The 21279-nt window shown below is 47.0% G+C and carries 21 protein-coding genes; 4 read left to right on the forward strand and 17 right to left on the reverse strand.

Features of this window, described 5'->3' with window-relative positions; all coding sequences use genetic code 11:
* Positions 1–129 precede the first annotated feature (129 nt).
* Positions 130–1032, forward strand: a complete 903-nt coding sequence (locus MHB49_RS26655; protein ID WP_405153644.1) for an ArsR/SmtB family transcription factor — start codon at positions 130–132, stop codon at positions 1030–1032.
* A gap of 86 nt (positions 1033–1118) precedes the next feature.
* On the opposite strand, the gene MHB49_RS26660 is transcribed toward MHB49_RS26655, so the two are convergent.
* From MHB49_RS26660 to MHB49_RS26700, 9 genes are all read right to left on the reverse strand, one after another.
* The gene (locus MHB49_RS26660) at positions 1119–1580 is read right to left on the reverse strand and encodes a DUF6896 domain-containing protein (protein ID WP_405153645.1); all 462 of its coding nucleotides are present in this window, start codon (positions 1578–1580) and stop codon (positions 1119–1121) included.
* A gap of 99 nt (positions 1581–1679) precedes the next feature.
* Positions 1680–2090 (reverse strand): DUF6157 family protein, encoded by a 411-nt coding sequence (locus MHB49_RS26665; RefSeq protein ID WP_405153646.1) that lies wholly within the window; start codon positions 2088–2090, stop codon positions 1680–1682.
* A gap of 66 nt (positions 2091–2156) precedes the next feature.
* Entirely contained in the window at positions 2157–2585 is a 429-nt protein-coding gene (locus tag MHB49_RS26670; protein ID WP_405153647.1) for a GNAT family N-acetyltransferase, read from the reverse strand.
* A 13-nt stretch (positions 2586–2598) separates the two neighbouring features.
* The gene (locus tag MHB49_RS26675; protein WP_405153648.1) at positions 2599–3054 is read right to left on the reverse strand and encodes a GNAT family N-acetyltransferase; all 456 of its coding nucleotides are present in this window, start codon (positions 3052–3054) and stop codon (positions 2599–2601) included.
* Positions 3055–3085: 31 nt separating this feature from the next.
* Positions 3086–3490: a GNAT family N-acetyltransferase gene (locus MHB49_RS26680; protein WP_405153649.1), complete on the reverse strand. Its 405-nt coding sequence runs from the start codon at positions 3488–3490 to the stop codon at positions 3086–3088.
* A gap of 113 nt (positions 3491–3603) precedes the next feature.
* On the reverse strand, positions 3604–4827 hold the full coding sequence (locus MHB49_RS26685; RefSeq protein WP_405153650.1) for an amidohydrolase: 1224 nt from the start codon (positions 4825–4827) through the stop codon (positions 3604–3606).
* Positions 4828–4950: 123 nt separating this feature from the next.
* Positions 4951–5652 carry a DUF1361 domain-containing protein gene (locus MHB49_RS26690; RefSeq protein ID WP_405157245.1) on the reverse strand — a complete coding sequence of 234 codons (702 nt, stop codon included), beginning with the start codon at positions 5650–5652 and terminating at the stop codon, positions 4951–4953.
* A 582-nt stretch (positions 5653–6234) separates the two neighbouring features.
* Positions 6235–6789, reverse strand: coding sequence for a methylated-DNA--[protein]-cysteine S-methyltransferase (locus tag MHB49_RS26695; protein WP_405153651.1), 555 nt, complete (start codon positions 6787–6789; stop codon positions 6235–6237).
* A gap of 62 nt (positions 6790–6851) precedes the next feature.
* A complete protein-coding gene (locus MHB49_RS26700) occupies positions 6852–7556 on the reverse strand; it encodes a DNA alkylation repair protein (protein WP_405153652.1) in 705 nt (234 codons plus the stop codon).
* A gap of 367 nt (positions 7557–7923) precedes the next feature.
* Between MHB49_RS26700 and mgtE the strand changes: the two genes are divergently transcribed.
* Positions 7924–9294 carry a magnesium transporter gene (gene mgtE / locus MHB49_RS26705; protein ID WP_405153653.1) on the forward strand — a complete coding sequence of 457 codons (1371 nt, stop codon included), beginning with the start codon at positions 7924–7926 and terminating at the stop codon, positions 9292–9294.
* A 139-nt stretch (positions 9295–9433) separates the two neighbouring features.
* On the opposite strand, the gene mmsB is transcribed toward mgtE, so the two are convergent.
* The 6 genes from mmsB to MHB49_RS26735 form a co-directional block, all read right to left on the reverse strand.
* A complete protein-coding gene (mmsB, locus tag MHB49_RS26710; protein ID WP_110001922.1) occupies positions 9434–10597 on the reverse strand; it encodes a multiple monosaccharide ABC transporter permease in 1164 nt (387 codons plus the stop codon).
* Complete coding sequence (gene mmsA, locus MHB49_RS26715; protein ID WP_110001923.1) at positions 10581–12131, reverse strand: multiple monosaccharide ABC transporter ATP-binding protein; 1551 nt, start codon at positions 12129–12131, stop codon at positions 10581–10583. The genes mmsB and mmsA overlap by 17 nt, the downstream gene beginning before the upstream one ends.
* 21 nt (positions 12132–12152) lie before the next feature.
* On the reverse strand, positions 12153–13238 hold the full coding sequence (gene chvE, locus MHB49_RS26720) for a multiple monosaccharide ABC transporter substrate-binding protein (RefSeq protein WP_090903886.1): 1086 nt from the start codon (positions 13236–13238) through the stop codon (positions 12153–12155).
* Positions 13239–13553: 315 nt separating this feature from the next.
* Positions 13554–14819 carry a response regulator gene (locus MHB49_RS26725; RefSeq protein WP_405157246.1) on the reverse strand — a complete coding sequence of 422 codons (1266 nt, stop codon included), beginning with the start codon at positions 14817–14819 and terminating at the stop codon, positions 13554–13556.
* A 41-nt stretch (positions 14820–14860) separates the two neighbouring features.
* Positions 14861–16834 (reverse strand): sensor histidine kinase, encoded by a 1974-nt coding sequence (locus MHB49_RS26730; RefSeq protein ID WP_405157247.1) that lies wholly within the window; start codon positions 16832–16834, stop codon positions 14861–14863.
* Positions 16815–17822 carry a substrate-binding domain-containing protein gene (locus MHB49_RS26735; RefSeq protein ID WP_405153654.1) on the reverse strand — a complete coding sequence of 336 codons (1008 nt, stop codon included), beginning with the start codon at positions 17820–17822 and terminating at the stop codon, positions 16815–16817. Before MHB49_RS26735 ends, MHB49_RS26730 begins: the two co-directional genes overlap by 20 nt.
* Before the next feature lie 196 nt (positions 17823–18018).
* Here MHB49_RS26735 and MHB49_RS26740 point away from each other — a divergent pair, with 196 nt between their 5' ends.
* Both MHB49_RS26740 and MHB49_RS26745 read left to right on the forward strand, forming a co-directional pair.
* On the forward strand, positions 18019–18600 hold the full coding sequence (locus MHB49_RS26740) for a LysE family translocator (RefSeq protein ID WP_090903889.1): 582 nt from the start codon (positions 18019–18021) through the stop codon (positions 18598–18600).
* A gap of 21 nt (positions 18601–18621) precedes the next feature.
* A complete protein-coding gene (locus tag MHB49_RS26745; RefSeq protein WP_090903890.1) occupies positions 18622–19398 on the forward strand; it encodes an AraC family transcriptional regulator in 777 nt (258 codons plus the stop codon).
* Positions 19399–19651: 253 nt separating this feature from the next.
* Here the strand turns inward: MHB49_RS26745 and MHB49_RS26750 are convergent, their stop codons facing one another.
* Positions 19652–20104, reverse strand: a complete 453-nt coding sequence (locus tag MHB49_RS26750) for a hypothetical protein (RefSeq protein ID WP_405153655.1) — start codon at positions 20102–20104, stop codon at positions 19652–19654.
* A gap of 156 nt (positions 20105–20260) precedes the next feature.
* A complete protein-coding gene (locus MHB49_RS26755) occupies positions 20261–21133 on the reverse strand; it encodes a hypothetical protein (protein WP_405153656.1) in 873 nt (290 codons plus the stop codon).
* Positions 21134–21279 lie beyond the last annotated feature (146 nt).

Genomic DNA, 21279 nt, shown 5'->3' on the forward strand with positions numbered 1-21279 from the left:
ATAAGCAGATAAAAAAATTAAACACTATCGCAATCATTCTTTCAATGCGTTAGAGTTGAAGAGTCAAGTTAATTTCATTAAATTAATATATATATGATTTCAATAGATCGAGTTAGGAGATGGTTAAGGATGATCAAAGCGAACGGAGATCCAAAATTCATACCGTTATACGAAGCGCTGGCAAGCGAGGTTCGATGGAGAATCATGGATATGATTGCAGATCGCGAAATGAATGTGAAGGATATTGCGGCTGCGTTAGAACTTAGCCCCTCCATCGTCACGATGCACATACGAAAGCTTGAGCAAGCTGGACTGATCGATAGCCGTAGGATACGCCTGAATGGAGGCACGCACAAATTATGTTTCCTCAAACAAAATAACATCGAGATTGAACTCCCCTCCGCCAGTCGGACAGCAAGAATTAGAGAACAGACCATTTCAGTGGGGCACTATACTGCATTTGAAGTTCATCCTACCTGTGGTCTTGGGACGCACGAGAAAGAAATTGGAGTCTGGGACGACCCACGCTACTTTCTTGATCCTGAGCGGGTGCACGCGGCCATCCTCTGGTTTGGAAGGGGTTATGTCGAATACAAAACGCCTAACTATATGCTTCCCGATCAGACTGCCAGTGCCATTGAGATTTCAGTGGAAATGGCTTCTGAGGCCCCGGGTTTACGAGATCATTGGCCATCAGATATCCGATTTACGTTTAACGGCATTTCGCTTGGAACCTGGACAAGCCCCGCTGACTTCGGACGAGCTGCCCGAGGCAAATATACGCCGACATGGTGGCATCGTAATGTGAATCAATATGGACTATTAAAGACAATACGTGTTGATGACTCGGGTACGTATATGGATGGAGAGCGGATGTCGGATGTGACCATTGAGGATCTTAAACTAGAGGAACCATTCTGGACGCTTCGTTTCACGGTTGATGAGGAAGGATCTAACGTAGGGGGATTAACACTCTATGGTTCCGGGTTCGGCAATCATGACCAGGATATTGTCATACGCGTACATCGTTAATCTTTCTTTATGTATTAATGAACAATCCCGTTCTTTGCTTCAAACGTATAACCCTATTTAAATGAACGGGATATTGCTGTACGCAGTCAAAGAAGCTTTCTATATTCAACCCCACGGACATGAATAAGTACGTTCTGGGCTGCCAACCTTTCAAAAAAATCCAACATATCCCCAAAGGGATTTTCGAAATAGGCAATCAGGTGTTCATAATTTGCAGTGGATTTCAAGAAGTTATAAAAAAAATAAGGGTCCATGTTTCCCGCATCATCTTTACTGCCGAGAGAAACCTCCAACGTTTGCCCTGTTTCTGCATTCTCGAACATGCAATGCTCTCCATGAACATCGAAATGCCACTTTCCACTCAGAAGTTCTTCACCGTTTAAAACTTCCTCATTGGCAAGCAAGTAGTACGCTCCATCGATAATCTTTTCCTTTTCAGCCTGGCTGGTTTCCGAGATCAATTTATTGATCAATTCTTGTGCAATTCTTTTATACGTGTCCATTGCTTCGAGTAATTCGTCTGTAGTTTCTTTGGTTAAAGCGGTCATCCCTTACCTCCAGTCTTTATCGGACGTCTTGTAATTTCTTCAATATAGCCCCTATGTTTTTTTATTCTTTTGTACTAAATGTCCTCATCTGGCCATAAGCTATTGACGGCTCGAACGCATCGCCTTGACCTGTTTTAAATTGCCATCGTTTAGAAAGGCTTTATATTCTTCGGATTCAACAGCGTAGATCGCCACTTTTCCTTGTGAATTATGATGAATGCCCCATCCATAACGTTTGCCCAAGGAAGAAGTACGAAGACAGGGTTGTCCCTTAGAGAAAAACTTGGTTCTCTCTATGGATCTTTGTTTATCTGGAATATCATTGCGCTGCGCGAATACTTCAAACATGACATCCTCTTGCGTATATTGATAAGGATGGTTTGTTATCATTTCATATTGGATTACTGGAACGGTTTTGGCGCCATTTTTGGCTTTGGGGATCTCTGCCACTTTAACAGGACAATCTTCTGCTACTGCAATAAAAGTTTCATAATAGTTCATGTCTTTCATCTATATACCCTCCCATCAATTCAGAAAAAAATATGGATACGAATATACAATCAAGCTTGATCTGTTTTATAAATATTTCTTAAAAGCCTTGCTGGATTCCCCATCGTATCCTAACTTTGTGTAAAAGCCATGTGCCTCGGATCTGGATGAACCGCTGGTGAGAAACACCTTTATACAATTTTTCTGTATGCATACATCCTCTATATACTTCATAAGTTCAGATCCATATCCCTTGCTCTGTACATGTTCCGTAATGATAACCCGCTCAACCACGCCAAACGGTCTATTTTCCACCAAGGCATCTAGACAAATATGTAAATGCGCAGTTCCGATAACCTGATCACCGACTTCGTAAACAAATAAGAAACTGTTGGGATTATGCCTTACTTCTTCAATCCGCTCCGCAAGTACGTTCGTATTTACGTTGTTCGGTAATAATTCTTTGTACAACCTTTCAATAATCTCAGCATCCCTTGCTTCAGCCTCTCTAATCATCAGGTCCCACTCCTCAATTTAAATAATAGCTTAATATGATGTCACCATTGTCCTCGAATTCACCTGTCTCCTGAAACCCTGATTTCTTATACAAAGCGTTTGCTACCATGTTGTGTGGCACATGAGATACCCTGATTTGTTTGCAATCGGTTCTCTCTTTTAACTTATGAATCACTTCCTTTATTGCCAGTTTAGCGTATCCTTTCCCCTGGTATTTCTCATCAATCATGAATCGAAGTATCCAATAATATCCATCATTATATATCTCATTATCAAATAAAATAAAGCCTACCATACGGTCCTCTGCAAAAATTCCGTATGGCTTCGAGGTGATCTCCTTCGTCGCATGAACTAAGGAATCTGCATTGCTTGCTACCAAATTCAGTTGGTCTTCTCGCGGTTTAAGCTGGATACATTCTAATTCGTTTTCTTGGGTTATAGGTTGTAGTGTTACTTGCTTTTCATTCATATTCACATATCCCACCCCTTGAATTAAATGACTAGATTTTTTTGATCAAAATAATTTCCAAAGGCTGCGTGTCCAGCAATAGAGACCCTGCATCAACATACCCCAATTTTCTATAAAAGTGCTGTGCATGTTCATCTGACTGTGTAGAAGTCATCACCGTATCAAACCCTTTTTGCTTCATCAGGTGCTCCCAGTGCTGCACGACGGCTCTGCCAATCCCTCCACTCCGATAGGACTCATCGATCCAGATCATATTCATGAAAGGAATGTTATCCCAAAAATACCCGTACCTCATCCACCCAATTCTTGATTCTTGCTCCCATATCATCAGGATTTCGTTCTCTTTGATCTTTGTCTCCACAAGCGAAGGATGCATATGTCGATCTCGTTCAAGAATATAACTGTAATCGGTTTCATCAGCATGTATAATTTTCATTGTCATTGCTCCTCCCATTAAACTATGTCCATCATAACCCAAAATGTGGAATACGCAACACAAAAAACCACGAATATTCGTGGTTTCATAAGACGTAACCTTTTCCCAATAACCTATAAAGATCCGCTCACCAATTGCCCCCTATACCATACCGCCTGTCGTGCAGATCTTCTGGCAACCGCCTCTGCCGAGCAGCTGGCTTCTACCAGTACAAAACTAGCTGTGTCCCCTACCTTCGGCCATACCTGCATTCCCACTGAATCCAGTGGAGTGATGCCGCTTGTAACAAATGCAAGAGACTGAGCCAAGGAGCGCTCATCGTTATACCCGTACAATTCGGCGAAGCGGCCGGCTTTCTCCAGTTGATCTCCAGTACCAAATGGAGACCAATGATCCGTCAAACTGTCTGTCGCCAGCTTCACGTTCACCCCATGTTGTTGAAGCATCGGAAGTGGCATCATCATTTTACCGATAGGCACGGTCGAAGCAACACTCATACCAAGGGAAGCCATTCGCTTGGCCATATCTTCCGCTTCTTGCTGCTCCGCACAGGCAAACCAGAACGCATGGCTTACGGTAACTTTACCCTGAAGTCCTGCTTCTTCAGTCAGATCAGCCAATTGCAGCAACGTTTGTTTACCCGCTTCTCCCGAATCATGCAAATGAATATCGATGCCTGCCTGATACTGAACAGCCAATTCAACCATTGCATTTAGCGATTTCTCGATATGCTCGTCCACGGTGTGAGGATCAAGTCCACCTACATGAGTGGCCCCTTCTGCCATGGCTTGACGCATGAGCTCAACCGAATTAGAGCGGAGAAGTCCATGCTGCGGAAAAGCGACGATTTCAGCGGATATTTTGCCCGAAAATGTCTCCAATGCCTGTTTTGTCGCTTCCAGCCGTTTCAAGCCGCTAACCGGTTCAATATTGCAATGACTGCGCACATGGGTGGACCCATATCCCTGAATCAGGCTCAGAATGCTCTCCGCCTGACGCTTTGCATCGGGTAATAGCTTGGGCAGCAACACTTTCTCTTCTTCAATCCGTTCGAAAATGCTGGAGATGCGTCGAACCGCTTTCCATGGTGCATCATAATACGTTTTATCCAAATGAATATGGGCTTCCTCGAACGAAGGCAACAGCAGCAGTCCTTTACCATCTACCTGCGGCAACTCGCTTGTTATTTCCGTATCCCCATCCACAATGGCTGCAATGACTCCATTTTCAATCCGCAGATGACCAAGGCTTGTCCGGGTGCCCTCTACCTGCCCGTCTTTCATTACATAACTTTGCTCCAATGATACGTTGGTTAACCAATATTCCTGCTTCAACATGGTCACTCCCTCTTTCCACTCGGTCTATCGTGCATCGAGTACCGATTCATCTGTGGTCAATGGTACCATAGGACTTTATTCAGCAAAAATAGTTAAAACGTTGGTGTTCCATACGATTATCGTCTAGATATTATTGGACTTCCCCGTTAGTATACGAAGTGAGATATATCCCAAAGCCTGAATCACAAATACCAAAGCCACAAACTCAACCAGAATGCTGTTGCCTGCACTTAAATCAGTCATGATATCCTTCAAAATAAGGCCAGGCTGCTTCAAGATATCCCAACTATTCCACCGATTAAATCTCCCGATGTATACCCCTAGACTGCTCAGGAGTAAAATAACGCCTACAATTACCATACTGCTAAATGGGTTTAATCGTTTAGTTAACAATCTGTGGATTTGATTTATCGAGCAAATGGACAGAACTAAACCCAGTATAGCTACGACAAACGTTAGGCTGAGGCTATACCAAAAATCAATATTAACCCAGAATTTAGTTTCCCCTTGAGAATCAAAGTATCTGAATGCATGCAGAATTTCTGTGAAAAGATATGCCGAATTCGGTAGCAAGAACAACCAGCATACACACATCACCCCGACCAATGCGATACTTATTTTCGAAAGTTTCTTATTGCTTACATAACTAATCGTTGATGAAATGATGAATGGAACCCATGCCAAGAAAATGTCCCACGTCAAAAATTGATACATGTTTGTGTTTGATTTGGTACGCAAGTAGAAAGCAACCAGCAGACAGCCTATGGTAGCAACGATTAAAACACTACTCAATTTTAAATAAAATGTATCTTTATGATTGTTCATTTCTTCGCTTCCATTTCCCTTTCCTTGGTGGTATGCCTGTGTAATCCCGATCACCTGATCATCGATTCATAAACGAATCGTGACTACGTCTTCCGAGTAATCCACGTCCATCATAACCCAAAATGTGGTATATACGAAAATCTTAGGATCGTTTAAGCCATTTACAGTGACAGCTCTCAGACAATCATTATTATTTTAACGAATCCAGAACACCCTATTTAGCGAAATTCCACGGATCAATCATCGTAATGAACCACAGAAACCTTATTCCCTTGCTTTGTGAGTCTTACCACATCAATCTGCGGGTTTTTACCGGAATAAGGCGCCTGACGTTCGTTAGCTTTTGCATATCACGCTATTGCTCACAATAAGGTGTATGAGATTCGGTAGCGTCGTGACTCAGGTTGTGACCCAGAAGGAAAAGAAAACTTCAGCGATAGTTCCGTTCAGCATCCTTTCTTCTAACCGTTAACCGTAGAGAATGCAAAAAACAGGCACTAGGGAGTGCCTGTACATATTGAGGACCGAGCGAAATAATTAGCTAATAGTTCACCGCTTCTTTTTTACATGGAAATATGATGATCAGAAATTAAACCGCGCATGCCCGCCATTGGTCACGCCTTCGATCTGCTCAATGTCCAGCAGTCTTCGCTTCATCTCCAGTCCTCCGCGAAAACCGGTCAGCTTGCGGTTGGCACCGATAATGCGATGACACGGCAGCAGTACCGGAACGGGGTTGGCTCCATTGGCTGCCCCAACAGCTCGCACCGCTGAAGGTCTTCCCACCGCAGCCGCAATGTCGCCATAGGTTCTTGTCTCACCATAAGGAACATTCCCCAACTCTGTCCATACCTGCTGTTGGAATGCCGTTCCAATCAGATCGAGCGGGATTGTATCTGTAAAAGCCACTTTGTCTCCGGCAAAATAGGATTGCAGCCAATCCATCATGCCTGTCTGCTTCAACGCTGCTTCATTCTCTTCGAGCTCCACTCCAGGAGCAATTCGGCCAATCCAGCTGCTCCAATCTTCCAGCGTTTCATTCGGCATAATGATTCGGCATAACCCTTTTTCGGTGGCAAGCAATACCCACGGACGACCGTCTAATTCCATTTTGGTCCACATGATGCTCTTTCTCATACGTTTATCGTCCTTTCCCCTGTAGGTTTATATCTGGTTTCTTTTTTCGTTATGCACACATACTACACACGAACCGGTTTTTTCACTTTTCGTTTCATGCTGCGGATGATCTGCTTCGTCTCCGGATCAACGCGATAGGACTCCGTTATTTTCTGAAGAGCCTTATTATAGGTAAAATCGTCCAAGGTGTTGTCCTGCAAATAACGCATCGTGGCTGCTGGCTGTTTCACATAAGCGATGGAAATCGCCCAGGCTACTGCCATTTTCACATAGTACCCTTCGTGATGAATGGTATCTAATGAAGTAAGCACTCTGCTGATATATTTTTCTTCCATATAAAAGTTCAACAGCATCACAACCCCGAAGCGAATGTCATACTCCTGGTTGGATACCAGATAGGGCTGCAAGAAATGCCATACCTCATCCAGATGTGACTTTGTATATTTCAAACCACCGCAGAAGCTGTCACATACCGACCAGTTATCTATTTTGGGAACAAACCAGGCAATATGCTGCAGAAGTTCCTCAATATCTGCTTGGGCATGACCGATAACCATCGCTTGCAGCATCACTTCTTCAAAATAATCATCATCAGCGGTTTTCAGGTAGGCACGCCAGTCCTCTTTGACGATTTGTCTCGCCATCTTGCGTATTTCAGGCAGTCTCACACCTAGCAGATTCGTGATATTCGGAATGAGCGCAGCCGAGAATTTCTGATATTCCGGTTCGACCAGAGATAACAATTGTGTTCTTACAACCGATTCCACATGTCTCCTCCTCATCGGGTTTTCTACAACAAGTATATCCCGGCAGCATTCATTTGTAAGCCCATATCGAATGTTTTAGCAAGATTACAATATCCATTTCTCGTGGTCACTGTTTAACTTTCATTCCATTTCGTTTAAGAATACGGAGTTGAATCCATTTGAAATATGTTCAACCAAACATTTACACAATAACGGAGAGGACAGAAATAACCTGAAGAAGCGAAGCGTTCGCCTTTATCCCCGGATTTTCCCTTTTCAGAAAGGAATCAAAGAAATCTGGGGATAACAGCGATCGGAAGGTTGTTCTGTCATCGGAGTGCCAGTGTAAATATTCATTTGTTGAACTCATCTAGAAAGGAGACTACATATGAATCGATCCCATCCCAAAAAAGATTTTTCGGTTGAAGAGATTACGGAGCTCCTTGTGCAATTCGTGCAAACCCAAAACCTGACCGAATTTTATAAATGGGCCAAAGAACTGCATCCCTACGACCTTTCTCTCATATATAAAAAGTTCCCTGAACAAGAGACGAAACGCTTCCTGCTTTTATTCAAGCCTGATATTCTCGCCGACATGGCAGAAGCACTCACCCTTCACGAACAGGTGCATCTATTCGAACAGTTAGGCCCGGAGCGCACGCTTGAAGTCATGCAGCAAATGGACAAAAGTGATCTGATTCGCTTCATGCATGATCTGCCCCTCAAACGGAGAGAAGAACTGCTGACCAATATGAATCTCGACCATTCAGCCATTATCCGCTCCGTGCTGAACTATCCACCAGAGACGGCTGGACGGATCATGACCGATCGTTACCGTACCCTGTTATCGCATGAAACGGCAAAAGAAGCGCTGCGAGAATCGCAGGCTGCACTGCACATTCCTGCGGCCAGTTACCTGTATGTCACGGATGATGAAGGCAAGCTGGTTGGGGTCGTGAGCTATCAGTCCCTCGCTCAAGCAGATGACAACACCAAAGTGGAAGAGCTGATGACCCGGCGTGTCATCCATGCAACAGTTGATATGGACCAGGAAGAAGCCGCACAGCTGTTGCAGCGTTACGAATTTATGGCATTGCCTGTCGTGGATGAGAACCGCAGACTATGCGGTGTGATCCAAATGGATGATGTTATTGATATTATTATGGACGAAGCCAGTGAAGACATCGCCAAGATGGGTGGCGGCAGCAAAGATATCGATTTTGATACCAAACCGCTGGTTGCCGTCAGACGTCGCCTGCCTTGGCTGATTTTACTATTGTTCATCGGTTTGATTTCGGGCAGCATCGTGGATTTTTTCGAGGACACGCTGAATCAGGTTGTGGCACTGGCATTCTTCATGCCCATGATCGCCGGCATGACGGGAAATACGGGTACGCAATCCCTTGCAGTCGTTGTACGGGGATTGATCGGACGCAAGCTGGACAAGGCCACAGTGCTCGCGCTAATTGGGCGGGAGATCAAGGTGGGCACCATGATCGGACTTGTATGCGGGTTGCTGATTACGGTCATCGCCTATTTCTGGCAAGGTGACTGGCTGCTCGGAGCGATTATTGGCGTATCACTATTCTTCACCCTGGTTATTGGAACACTGACCGGTACTTGTATTCCGCTTCTGCTCAGTCGTTTCAAAGTAGACCCTGCGGTTGCCTCCGGCCCATTAATCACAACGCTGAATGATATTTTGTCGTTGTTTATCTATTTCGGCATCGCAACCCGTTTTTTGGATGCCTTGATGTAAATATCCCGATTCATACACGAAGAAGTGCACAGAGAAAACAGACCACGATCCAGCGGATCATGGTCTGTTTCTGTATTTCGATATAACCTTTCCATCTATCCTAGAGGTGTCCGCTTCAAAACTGCATTTCAACAGAGAACTACGCAGATCGTTTGTTTTTATTATAAATATCGAAGGCAACCGCCAGCAACAGTACCAAACCCTTGATGCCCTGCTGCCAGTCTATACCCAAACCAATCAGGGACATCCCGTTGTTCAGAACCCCCATGACCAAACCACCGATGATGGCGCCAAATACAGTCCCTATGCCTCCCGAAGCGGAAGCTCCGCCGATAAAGCAGGCTGCAATGGCATCCAGCTCAAAGTTGGTACCGGCTCTTGGCGTAGCTGCATTCAGCCGCGCCGCGAAGATCAGGCCGGAAATGGCGGCCATTACACCCATGTTAACGAATACCCAGAAGGTCACTTTTTTCGTTTTGACCCCGGACAGACCGGCAGCCTTTTCATTGCCCCCCAGTGCATATACATGGCGCCCCATAACGGTGCGGTTCATGATGAAGGAGTAGACAACAATTAATACAAACAGCAGAATCAGAATATTCGGAATGCCTGCATAGCTCGCAAGCATGAAAGTGAACAAATTCGTCACTACAGCCACGACGAGCAGCTTGAGCAGGAAGAGCCCCTGAGATACAACCTCGAATCCGTATTTTCGCTGGGAACGGCGCTCCCGCAGTTCATTTACGATATACCAGACCGTGAGAACAAGACCAACAATGATCGACACCAGACCGAGGCCAGAAATTTGAATATCAGGCAGGAAGCCTGAGCTTATTTTCTGAAACCCTCCTGGAAAAGGAGAGATTGACTGGCCCTCCAGCACAATCATCGTCAAACCACGGAAAAGCAGCATGCCGGCCAGGGTTACGATAAATGCCGGAATCCGTACATATGCAATCCAGAATCCCTGCCACGCTCCAATTAACGCGCCGACCACCAAAGCAGCAATGACCGCCAGCCAGGCCGGAAGCTGCCAATCAACCATCATAATGGCGGCAACCGCCCCTACAAAAGCAGCAATCGAACCTACCGACAGATCGATATGTCCGGTAATGATGACAAGCACCATACCAATGGCAAGTACAAGAATGTAACTGTTTTGCAAGATCAGATTCGTAATGTTGATCGGCTTGAGCAGCAGTCCCCCGGTCAGTACCTCAAACAGCAGCATAATGACAACCAGCGCGATAATCATGCCGTATTGCCGTATATTGTTTTTGAACAGTCTAGTTAACATTTCCATGCTTCCCGCCTCCTGACTTGGTCATATATCTCATCAACGTTTCCTGCGATGCTTCTTCCCGGCTGACTTCTCCCGTGATTCGTCCGGCATTCATCACATAGATTCGGTCACACAGGCCCAGTACCTCCGGAAGCTCGGATGAGATCACCAGCACACCCTTGCCCTCAGCGGCCAGCCGATGAATAATGGTATAGATTTCGAATTTGGCTCCGACATCGATGCCGCGTGTTGGTTCATCCAGAATGAGAATATCCGGTCCGGCAAAAATCCATTTGCTCAGCACCACCTTCTGCTGGTTCCCGCCGCTCAGATTGCCGGTTTTCTGCAAAATGCTAGGTGCCTTGATATTCATGCTTTTTTTCATATCCTCGGCGACCAGCACTTCCTCCCGTTCATTCACCACCGCATTTTTGGTCAGCTTGCCAAGACCAGTCAGCGAAATGTTCCGTTTGATATCGTCCATCAGAATCAGACCATATTCCTTGCGGTCCTCTGTCACGTAAGCGAAGCCGTTCTGAATCGCCTCCGTGACGCTGTTGTTCTGAATGGGCTTGCCCTCTTTGATGAGCTGGCCCGATATGCTGCGACCATAGGATTTGCCAAATATGCTCATCGCAAGCTCCGTGCGCCCTGCTCCCATCAAACCGGCAATGCCTACAATCTCGCCTCGTCTGATGTTCATATTGATCTGATCCAGCACCTTCCGGTCGGCATGATGCTCGTGATATACGGTCCAATCCTTCACTTCCAGGATGACTTCACCGATGCTCGCATGACGCTCCGGATAACGGCTGGTCAGATCACGCCCTACCATCCCGCTAATAATCCGGTCTTCAGTCACTTTGTCCTTTTTCATATCCAGTGTTTCGATTGTCTTGCCGTCCCGCAGTATGGTCACCGAATCCGACACCTTCGACACCTCGTTCAGCTTGTGGGAAATGAGAATACAGGCGATGCCCTGCTTCTTGAATTCCAGCATCAACTGAAGCAGATTTTCACTGTCATCCTCGTTTAATGCCGCGGTAGGCTCATCCAGAATGAGCAGTCGCACCTTTTTGGAGAGCGCTTTCGCAATTTCAACCAGCTGCTGCTTACCCACACCGATGCTGGAAACCAGGGTGTTCGGATTTTCATTCAGGCCCACTTTGCCGAGCAATTCCCTTGTACCTACAAACGTTTCTTTCCAGTTGATAATGCCTTTGCTAGTACGCTCATTGCCCAGATAGATATTTTCCGCAATTGAAAGGTAGGGAATCAGCGCCAGCTCCTGATGGATGATGACAATACCTAGATCCTCGCTTTGCTTGATGTCCTTGAACTCACACGTTTTGCCCTGAAATAAAATATCCCCTTCATACGTTCCGTGCGGATATACACCACTAAGCACCTTCATCAGCGTGGATTTGCCTGCGCCATTCTCACCGCATAACGCATGAATCTCGCCTTCTCTGACCTTGAGATTGACATTTTCCAGCGCTTTTACACCGGGAAATGTTTTGGTGATGCCCTTCATTTCCAGAATTATTCCGGCCATGGAATGTGCTCCTTTCACTTTTTATTTCAGTCCGATTTCTTCTTTCGTGTAATATTGACTGCCGACAATATCCTTCTCCACGTTGGTGCGGTCCACAGAGATGGGGTCAAGCAAAAAGGCAGGAATGACCTTAATTCCGTTGTTATATGACTTTTCATCATTCACTTCCGCCGTTTTTCCCTGTAATATGCTGTTGGCCATCTCTACCGTCTTCTCCGCCAGCTTACGGGTGTCCTTGAATATGGTCTGAGTCTGTTCCCCGGCCACAATGGACTTGATCGAAGCCAGTTCGGCATCCTGGCCGGTAATCACCGGCAGAGGTTTGTTCGCTTTCCCGTAGCCAACCCCTTTTAACGATGAAATGATCCCGATACTAATCCCGTCATACGGGGATAACACCGCATCCAGGTTATCTGCCGAATAATAGGCACTGAGCAAATTATCCATTCGCGATTGAGCCAAGGCGCCATCCCAGCGCAGCGTCGCAATCTGGGCCATCGTGGTCTGCTTGCTTCGTACAATCAGCTTGCCAGAATCCATGTATGGCTTCAGGACCGACATCGCGCCATCGAAAAAGAAGTAGGCGTTGTTGTCATCTGGAGAACCGCCAAACAGCTCAATGTTATAAGGACCTTTGCCCTCTTTGAGCCCCAGCTTCTGTTCAATGTAGGACGCCTGGAGCACGCCGACCTTGAAATTGTCAAAGGTCGCGTAATACGTCAGATAGGGAGTGTTGCGTATCAGGCGGTCATACGAAATGACCTGTATGCCCTGGTCATGCGCCTTCTTGATGACATCCGTCAGCGTATTGCCGTCAACAGACGCAATCACCATCACGTCCACACCCTTGGTGATCATGTTCTCAATCTGTGAGATTTGATTCTCCACCACGTCTTCTGCGTACTGCAAATCGGTTTTATACCCCTGCTCCTGAAAAAGACGAACCATGTTCTCCCCGTCGCCAACCCAGCGTTCGGAGGATTTCGTTGGCATCGAGATGCCGACATACCCTTTTTCCTTGCTGCCAGTTTCACTCTCAGCCAGGTTGCAGGCAGAGAGCATCAAGGTCATCACCAGCAGCCAGATGATCAGTGCTCCTTTTTTCATATGAACTTCCCCTTTCCTCAAATCATACGGACTTGAATGAATGATAAGATAACGCTTACAATGCATCCGATACATACAAGCTGTTGTTCCTGTCTGAGACCCATCTTATCATCACGGAACAGGAAGGTCTTTGCTGCATTTGAACCTTTTTTATAAATTTTTAACTTTTGTAACCAACGGGTTCAAGGATCAGGTGAAGAACAGGCCTGTTGTACGGAATAAATCATTCAGACATCGGCTAACAACAAAAAAGGACCCGCTCCGCTTGATACAAGCAGAACAAATCCCTTGATGAGAAACCCTTTTTAAACCAGCCTATTCACACTCCGATGAGACGCCCTCTCTTGTACCACCGCCTTTGCGATACTGTACAGGCGAGATGCCCATCGTTTTTTTGAACGCGGTACTAAAATAATGCTGCGTATCGTACCCTACATGCTCTGCAATCCGGTGGACAGGCAATGACGTAGAGTCCAGCAGCTGCACAGCCTTACGGATGCGGGCATGCGTGACAAGTGTCACGAAGGAGTCGTTCAGCTCTTTCTTGAGCACCCGGCTCAAATACACAGCAGATACTTGCAGGCGGGAAGCGAGCGACTCCAGCGTCAGATTCCGATCCGTATAGTCCTCTTGAATAAGCTGGCGTGCCCGGCGAACCAGCGGGGACAAACGGGCTTGTCCATATATAACTTCACGACACTCGCGATAGGTATCCGGCGCTTCCTTCAACGTACCCATGTGCGTCTCCATATGGACGTGAACGGCAATGTTCAGAGCGGAACTGACGGACTGTTCAATCGTGGACTCCATATCTGCCGAAGCCGCCTGCCACAGACATATGCCAATTAACCCGTTCGGTTCCCTGAACAGTACATGAGACAGGTCCGTCAGCAGCTCACTGATAATATTTTCCACAGCAAAAAGGAACAATTGACGATCATTTTCCCGCATAATGGTCTGTCTCGCTTCTGCCGCAGGCCAACGCACGATTCCGATCTGCACTGGCGGCGCAGAGGGCAGACGCAAAAACGAAAGCTGCTCGGTCAGCTTCTTTTCCTCCGCCTGTCCTTCCAGCCACTCCAGACAAAAGCGTTGGCGCAGCAATGGGATATTGCGTTCAATCTGATCCGCAGCCTGTCTCACATACGCCGTACGCTTCCGTTCTTCATCCAACCGCTGACGCAGCCGTGCAAGCGCCGAATACAGCTGGTCTGCCTGTACAGGCTTCAAAATATAATCCTCTACCCCTAGACGAACCGCCTCCTGGGCATAAGCGAATTCATCATGTCCGGACACGATCACACAGCGGCAGTTCGGACAGTCGACCTGAAGGCGGCGAATCAGATCGATCCCGTTCAGAAAGGGCATGTTCATATCAACCAAGATGATATCCACACCCAGAGCTGTAGCCAGTTCCAGCGCTTCCTCGCCATCCTCTGCTTCTCCGGCAACCTCCATGCCCAGTGCTGTCCAGTCGGTTGAATCCCGAATGCCCTCCCGAATAATGGGCTCGTCATCGGCAATCAGCACCCGGTAACGCTTCCCCAAATTCCCTGTCTCTGTCGCAGCCAAAGCTGTCATCTCATCCGCTGACGTCCATGTTGTCTGTGGATTGAACTTTTTCATTCGTACTCCTCCCCCTCTTCCCTGTCCAGTGAACCCGCTGGCGGAAGCTGCCGCAGCAGCGGGTGAATGATCGTCACACTGGTGCCTTCTCCTTCTCTGCTGCCCAGCATAATGCCATATTCTTCACCAAAGGAAAGCCGCAGACGGGCCTGTACGTTCAACATGCCATAGCTCTTGCCAGCCTTCCCGGACGACGACGCGGTTTCCATACTTTCCAAAGGCGCTGCTAGCAGCTGCTCCATCTCTGCAAGCCGTTCACCGGACATGCCCGCTCCATCGTCCTGAATCAATAGCAGCAGTTTTCCGTTTTCTGTTTTGGCCTCCACCCGGATTTTGCCTGGCCCTCGTCTGCCCTTGATTCCATGATAGATGGCATTTTCCACGAGGGGCTGGAGCAGCAGCTTGAGCACAAACAACTCACGCATATCCTCCGGTACGATCAATTCGTACTGTAGACGATCACGGTATCGGGTCTGTTGAATTTGCAAGTAACTGGTTATATGCTCAAGCTCGGCATGCAAAGGGATGAAGTCATTGCCTTTGCTAAGGCCGATGCGAAACAGTCTGGAGAGAGCGCCAACCATCTCCGATACATCGTCCGCGCCTTCCTTGCGAGCCATCCAATGGATCGTATCCAATGTATTGTATAAAAAATGTGGTTTGATATGCTCCTGCAGGCTGCGCATTTCGGCCTCCCTTTTCTGCCGTTCCTTCAGTTCATTCAGGGATATTAGCTGCCGGATCTGAACCAGCATTCGGTTAAAGCTTCTGCCCAGCATACCGATCTCATCGGCGCGGTTGCTCCAGCGGCCCGCCATGAGATTGCCCGTCTCCGCTCTGCGCATGTAAGACATCAGCCGGAAAATGGGCTGCGCAATGGAACGCGAGAACCACAAGGAGGCGCTCAGACCGAATAAACACACCAAAAACACAAAGCTGACCACATAAAACTGAATCTGACGCACCTCCGTGGTCGATTCCCGTGCAGGAAATACGCCTACCGTTCTCCACCCCGTAAACGCGGAGGACTGATAGAGGAATAACAGCTCCCTCCCGTCCGCTTCAGCATTAAACGTCCCGCTGTCACCGGATGGAAACCATGCTGCGGGAATCTGTTCCACCAACGGATGCTCCGGCATATAGACGCTCCGTCCTTCTGCATCCGTCACCATCACATAACCGGATTTCCCCAAAGTGACATTCCTTGCAGCCTGAGAGACGGTTCTCAGCTTGAGGTCAATCATAATGACGCCCAGTACACGTCCCGAGGCTTCATCCGTTATGGAACGGGCAACGGATACGATCTCATTATCCTTATACTGTACGTGTGTTGTAATATTGCGATCCAGCGGCTGACCCAGCACTGTAAAAATGCCCGGATTCGCCGCAGCCCTCCTGTACCAGTCCTCCCGGGTCAGGCTTTGCCTCCCACGGGGGTACATCTCATTGCTGATATAGTCACCGCGTCCATTCGCAAGAACGATTCCGGCAATCTCAGGATACAACGTCGTGAAGCCCTGCAAGGTTTGCTTAATTCCATACAGCTGATCCTGCTCCGACACATTTCGTTCCTTTTTGGATACAGTTGTGCCGGTGCCAGTACCGGGATCGTTATCCGATGTTGTTTTTCCTTGCATAAAAGCGATAATATCCGGATCAAAGGCAATCAGATACGTCATGTTTTGCAGGTTCTCCATCTTGCTGTCGAGTGCTTCATTCACTTTGCCAATGAGCTGCATTGTATGACCCTCAACCTGTCGCTCAACAATCCGTTCCACCGTCCAGTTCACTAACAATCCCAGACCTACGGAAGGTACGATGGCAAATAACAAAAAGAGCAGCATCAGCTGATAACGCAGCTGCATATTGCGTAAGCGCAAACGGTACAGGCTCCTCTTCATCCAGAGGTGAATGGCTTCCCGTATCAAGGAACTATTCTGTCGGTTCTGTTTATTTGGCATAATAATCATCCACATTCACGCTTGTTACCACGGAAATTCCGGTGTCCACCGTCACCGGCAGCGGTGCATTCTCACCGGAGGAGGATGGAGCAGGTACGGTTAGCTGATGATGCAGATGGAACAAATATTGAAGCGACCAGTATCCCATGTTCCAGGTTCCCTGCGCAATCGTAGCCGAAATCGTGCCGCTCTTAATCATATCCAGTGTAGCCTTGTTGGTATCAAAGGATATAATTTTGAGCGAACGGCCTTCGCTTGAATTTTGGACAGCTTCACCTGCACCTGCCCCTCCGGTCGCCTCGGTCACAAAAATCCCTGCCAGCTTCGGATGAGCCTTCATCATTCTAAGCGTCTCGTCTCTCGATACGATCGCATCTCCGTGTCCATCCGCGACTTCAACCACCTTCATCGAGGGATACCGCTGCTCAATCGTATCGCGGAACCCCTTGGTCCGTTCCTCATGATTCTGCTGCCCCGGCAGGGTCAGCACGGCGACTTCACCTTCACGGGCCATCAGCTCGGCCATTTTATCAGCAGCCGTAACACCCGCCCTGTAATTATCCGTCCCGAGAAAAGAATATGCCCGGCTTCCCGGTGCATCGGCATCAAACAGCACCACCGGTATATCCGCGTCCAGTGCTTTATTAATGGCCGGGATCAGCGATTGCGGGTCGATGGCAGATATGGCGATTCCCGCGGGCTTGCGTGCAATGGCCTGCTCAATCACCGTTGTCTGCTCCTTCGCATCATACCGGGTCGCTCCACGGTATTCTACGGTTACGCCAAGCGCATCCCCGGCATCCTCGAAACCTTTCAAGGGACTCTTCCAATATTCCAGGCCAGACTGGAATGTAATCATGATGTACGTTTCGCCGATATCCCCGCGCAGCCCCCGGTCTTCCCAGGAGCCATTCACCTGACTGGAATATTCAAACCGAAGTACATACAATACAAACGCCGAGATTAGCAAAATATAAACCAGCAGCATTTTTTTCATTCCATTCACTTCCTCAAGTGGTGTCGCAGTCAACATTCTGCTTAAATTGTAAACGCAATCATGTAAAAAGGAAACCGCCCTTCATATTCGGAATTCATCTTTCTTTTCCTGCTCATGTGCACTCTGCTGCAATAATGTACTATAAGCCAATGCCTCCCCGCAGTATGATCATGTAACTACAACTCGGGGAGGCCCTATGAATCTTACAGCTTTTTTCATCTATTGTATTGTCGTTACGTTTACACCTGGCCCCAGCAATATTGTCATTCTCACTTCCGTCGGGCAGGTGGGTCCTCGGAAAACGATGGAGTATGTGTGGGGAGCCACCGTTGCATTTGGCATGTTACTTGCTGCTTCTGCTCTTCTCAATCACCTTCTCGCTGAGATATTGCCTGGCATTCTCCAAGTGATGCAGATCGTGGGTAGTGTTTATATGATATATCTGGCTTATCAAGTCTATAAAATGGGTTCCACCGAGACGGCATCGAAGCAAGTTACGGGGTTTCTGAACGGTTTAATCATGCAGTTTGTGAATCCAAAAGTAGTTCTGTTCACGTTCACAGTTATTCCCAGCTATGTGCTGCCGTACTACGACAGCACCATGTCAACGTTTCTGTTCGTAATCATCATTACCATCATTGGCTTCTTCGCCTATTCCAGTTGGGTCGTGTTTGGCTCCGTCTTCAGAACGTTGCTCAATCGTCATCAAAAAGCAGTGAGTATCCTTATGGCTCTTTTTTTGATATACTCAGCCATTATGGTCTCGGGAATCATCTAACGCGCGGGAGGTGTGTACAGCATGGAATTGTTTAACTATAAGAAATCACAGGACGTCCTGGCTCTATCCGCCAGCTTTACGGATTTCACCTATAAAAAACATTGTCATGAGGAATATGCGGTCGGAGTAACGCTTCGCGGTATTCAGCAATACCATCTGGACGGACACTATCAGGCCTCCCACAAAAACGGCGTGATGTTATTCAACCGGGAACAGTCCCATGATGGAAGCTCCTATGACAAGGCTGGCATAGACTATGTCATGCTTTATCTGAAGCCCGATTTGGTCGAAGAGGTTCTAGGGAAAAAGGAATTGCGTTTTAATAGCCCGATTGTCTATGACCCTGTGCTTGCACGAAGCATCCTGATGCTGAATGATGCCGTTCAAAACGGACAGGATGAAGCCAAGTGCAGTGAACTGCTCTTTGACCTGTTGCAGCTGCTGTCCCAGTCGGAAATGGACACCAAGCTATGGCGGCCTCAGGACAATCTGGTGCGAAAAGCGAAAGAAATGATGTTTTGCAGTATAGAAGATGTGCTGAAGCTGGACGACCTGTGTTCAGAATTCAACATGTCCAAGTTTCAATTTATCCGCGAGTTCAAGTCCCATGCCGGCATTTCGCCTTACCAGTTTTTTCTGAATTGCAAAGTGGAGCGTGCCAGACAGTCCATTGAAACGCATAAGGATGTTTACTCCGCTGTAGCCGAATGTGGTTTTGTTGACCTGACTCATCTGAACAGACACTTTAAACGGGTATTTGGGATCACGGCTTATGAATATATGCTGCAGTTAAACTAATTGAATCGGTAGGATTATCCAACCAAATGTATAAAATCCCCGCATGGAACGCGAGCTTATCTCAACGTTCCACACGGGGATTTATTTTTTCGTTCGTTCCCGTAATCCCATTTCCCCTTGTATCAGATCCTAACATCAGGCGCGCTTCTTCCTTCTCCAGATCCAGCCACTTACCAATACAAGTAATAGAATAACCCCACCATATATTATGAAATAAAATGACCAACTTCTTCCATAATTAGCTTCTCCAAAATCATCCTGGCTCACTGCTTTTTTTTCCTGCTCCCAGCAGCTTTAACGCGTCTCCAGCTTGATCAACGGAAACATTGCCACTGCAAAGATTCGTATGCAGTTTATCGTCCATTTTATTCTGATAAGCAAAGATCAGGTACGATTGGTTCTTCTCCAATTGAATCCCACAAGATTCCGAACCGGCATCATTACCCATGACGGTCATTCGTTTAGAAGAAACACCTTTCCATGCGGTGTCCACCTCAAAGGTATATGCTCTCAATCGGTCAGGGCTGAATATTTGTGTACCCCCCTTTTTCACCACTTTACCTGTAAATACCGATGTGGACGTTTTCAGTTTCTCTTGGGCATTTGATTCTACACAGCTGCAAGCATAAGCTTTCTCTTCCCAAAATCCCGTGAATCCAGTTGAAATGACTAACAGAACCAACGTTATCCAGACTAAACGTTTCATTTCCGTTCTCCTTCTTCCTGAATTAAACTTGCCTTGATATGTAATTGTCGAATTCCTCCAAATTCCATAATTATAAATTATTATAACATAATGATAATCCCCATAATGGGGATTTTTTTTGAGCTATCGCTTGGTTTGTGCTCCAGCTGCCTTTTATTATTTCAGAAAAGACTGGGAAATTTGTTTTGCCGTATCCATCATGACTGAATTGCTGGACATCACCGTTAAAATACTCGCTCGTGTATTCACATCCATCTTCTTCAGTACATCTATCGTTTTGACAGAGTCGGCCTGGAACAATTTTTGGATCAGCAGGGCTGCACTTGGGGAAGACATTTTGGAGAAGGTTTGAACCAGTTTCTTGACCGATTGGTTAGCTATGTCGCTATTCTGCTTGTTGATTTTACGCTGAATAAGCGCAAGATCATGATCCGTTACTACAGAGCGAGGCTTCATTTGCATGGAAAGGGTTGCAACCCGGTCCGGGTCCATTTTACTCCAAATCAGCGCCCTTTGTTCTGGGGACATTTCGGTCATGGCATACACGATCTCCAGATCGGTCAATTGTGTGAGTGCAGCAGCAGCCTTGTTTGGAGGCATACCGGCATAAGTCTTGGCAACGTCCTTGGCTGCAGCCATATGATCCGTTGACTGTACAGCCGGAACCACCGGAATTGTGGAAGCTGTGGCCTGGGGCTGAACGGATTTCTGTTCTTGCAACGAAGCCATGGATGATGCCTTAGCTTGACTGACTGGATTGTCAGATGCAACAGTCGGTGTTGCATGAACTCCAGTCATGTTCTCCACGGCATGCAGTACGGTGTCCTTGACAGATGGAACCAGCAAAAATGCGGATGCTCCCGCAGCGCCAATGCAGATCAGGGCAACAAGCCACCCCATCCCCGATGATTTCTTTTTAGGCGGTGCTTTTGTTGTGATTTTGGCTGGCTCAGATTTGATCTCGTTATTAGGTGTTTTGGCATATGTTGTTGAACTAATGGGTTGAATCCGATTCGGCCGGCTCATCATGATCACTTCTCTCTCGTAGGGAGTTAAAGCCCAGTCTAGACCTTCTTCATTAAAATTTGATAAGAAAACGGCATTACATTTTTTAATCTTTTCCAATTTGAATGTTGTACACTGGACTTGGTAAGCTTAACCTGTAAGCTCGATCT

This window comes from Paenibacillus sp. FSL K6-0108, assembly GCF_045040695.1.
Lineage (GTDB): Bacteria > Bacillota > Bacilli > Paenibacillales > Paenibacillaceae > Paenibacillus > Paenibacillus pabuli_B.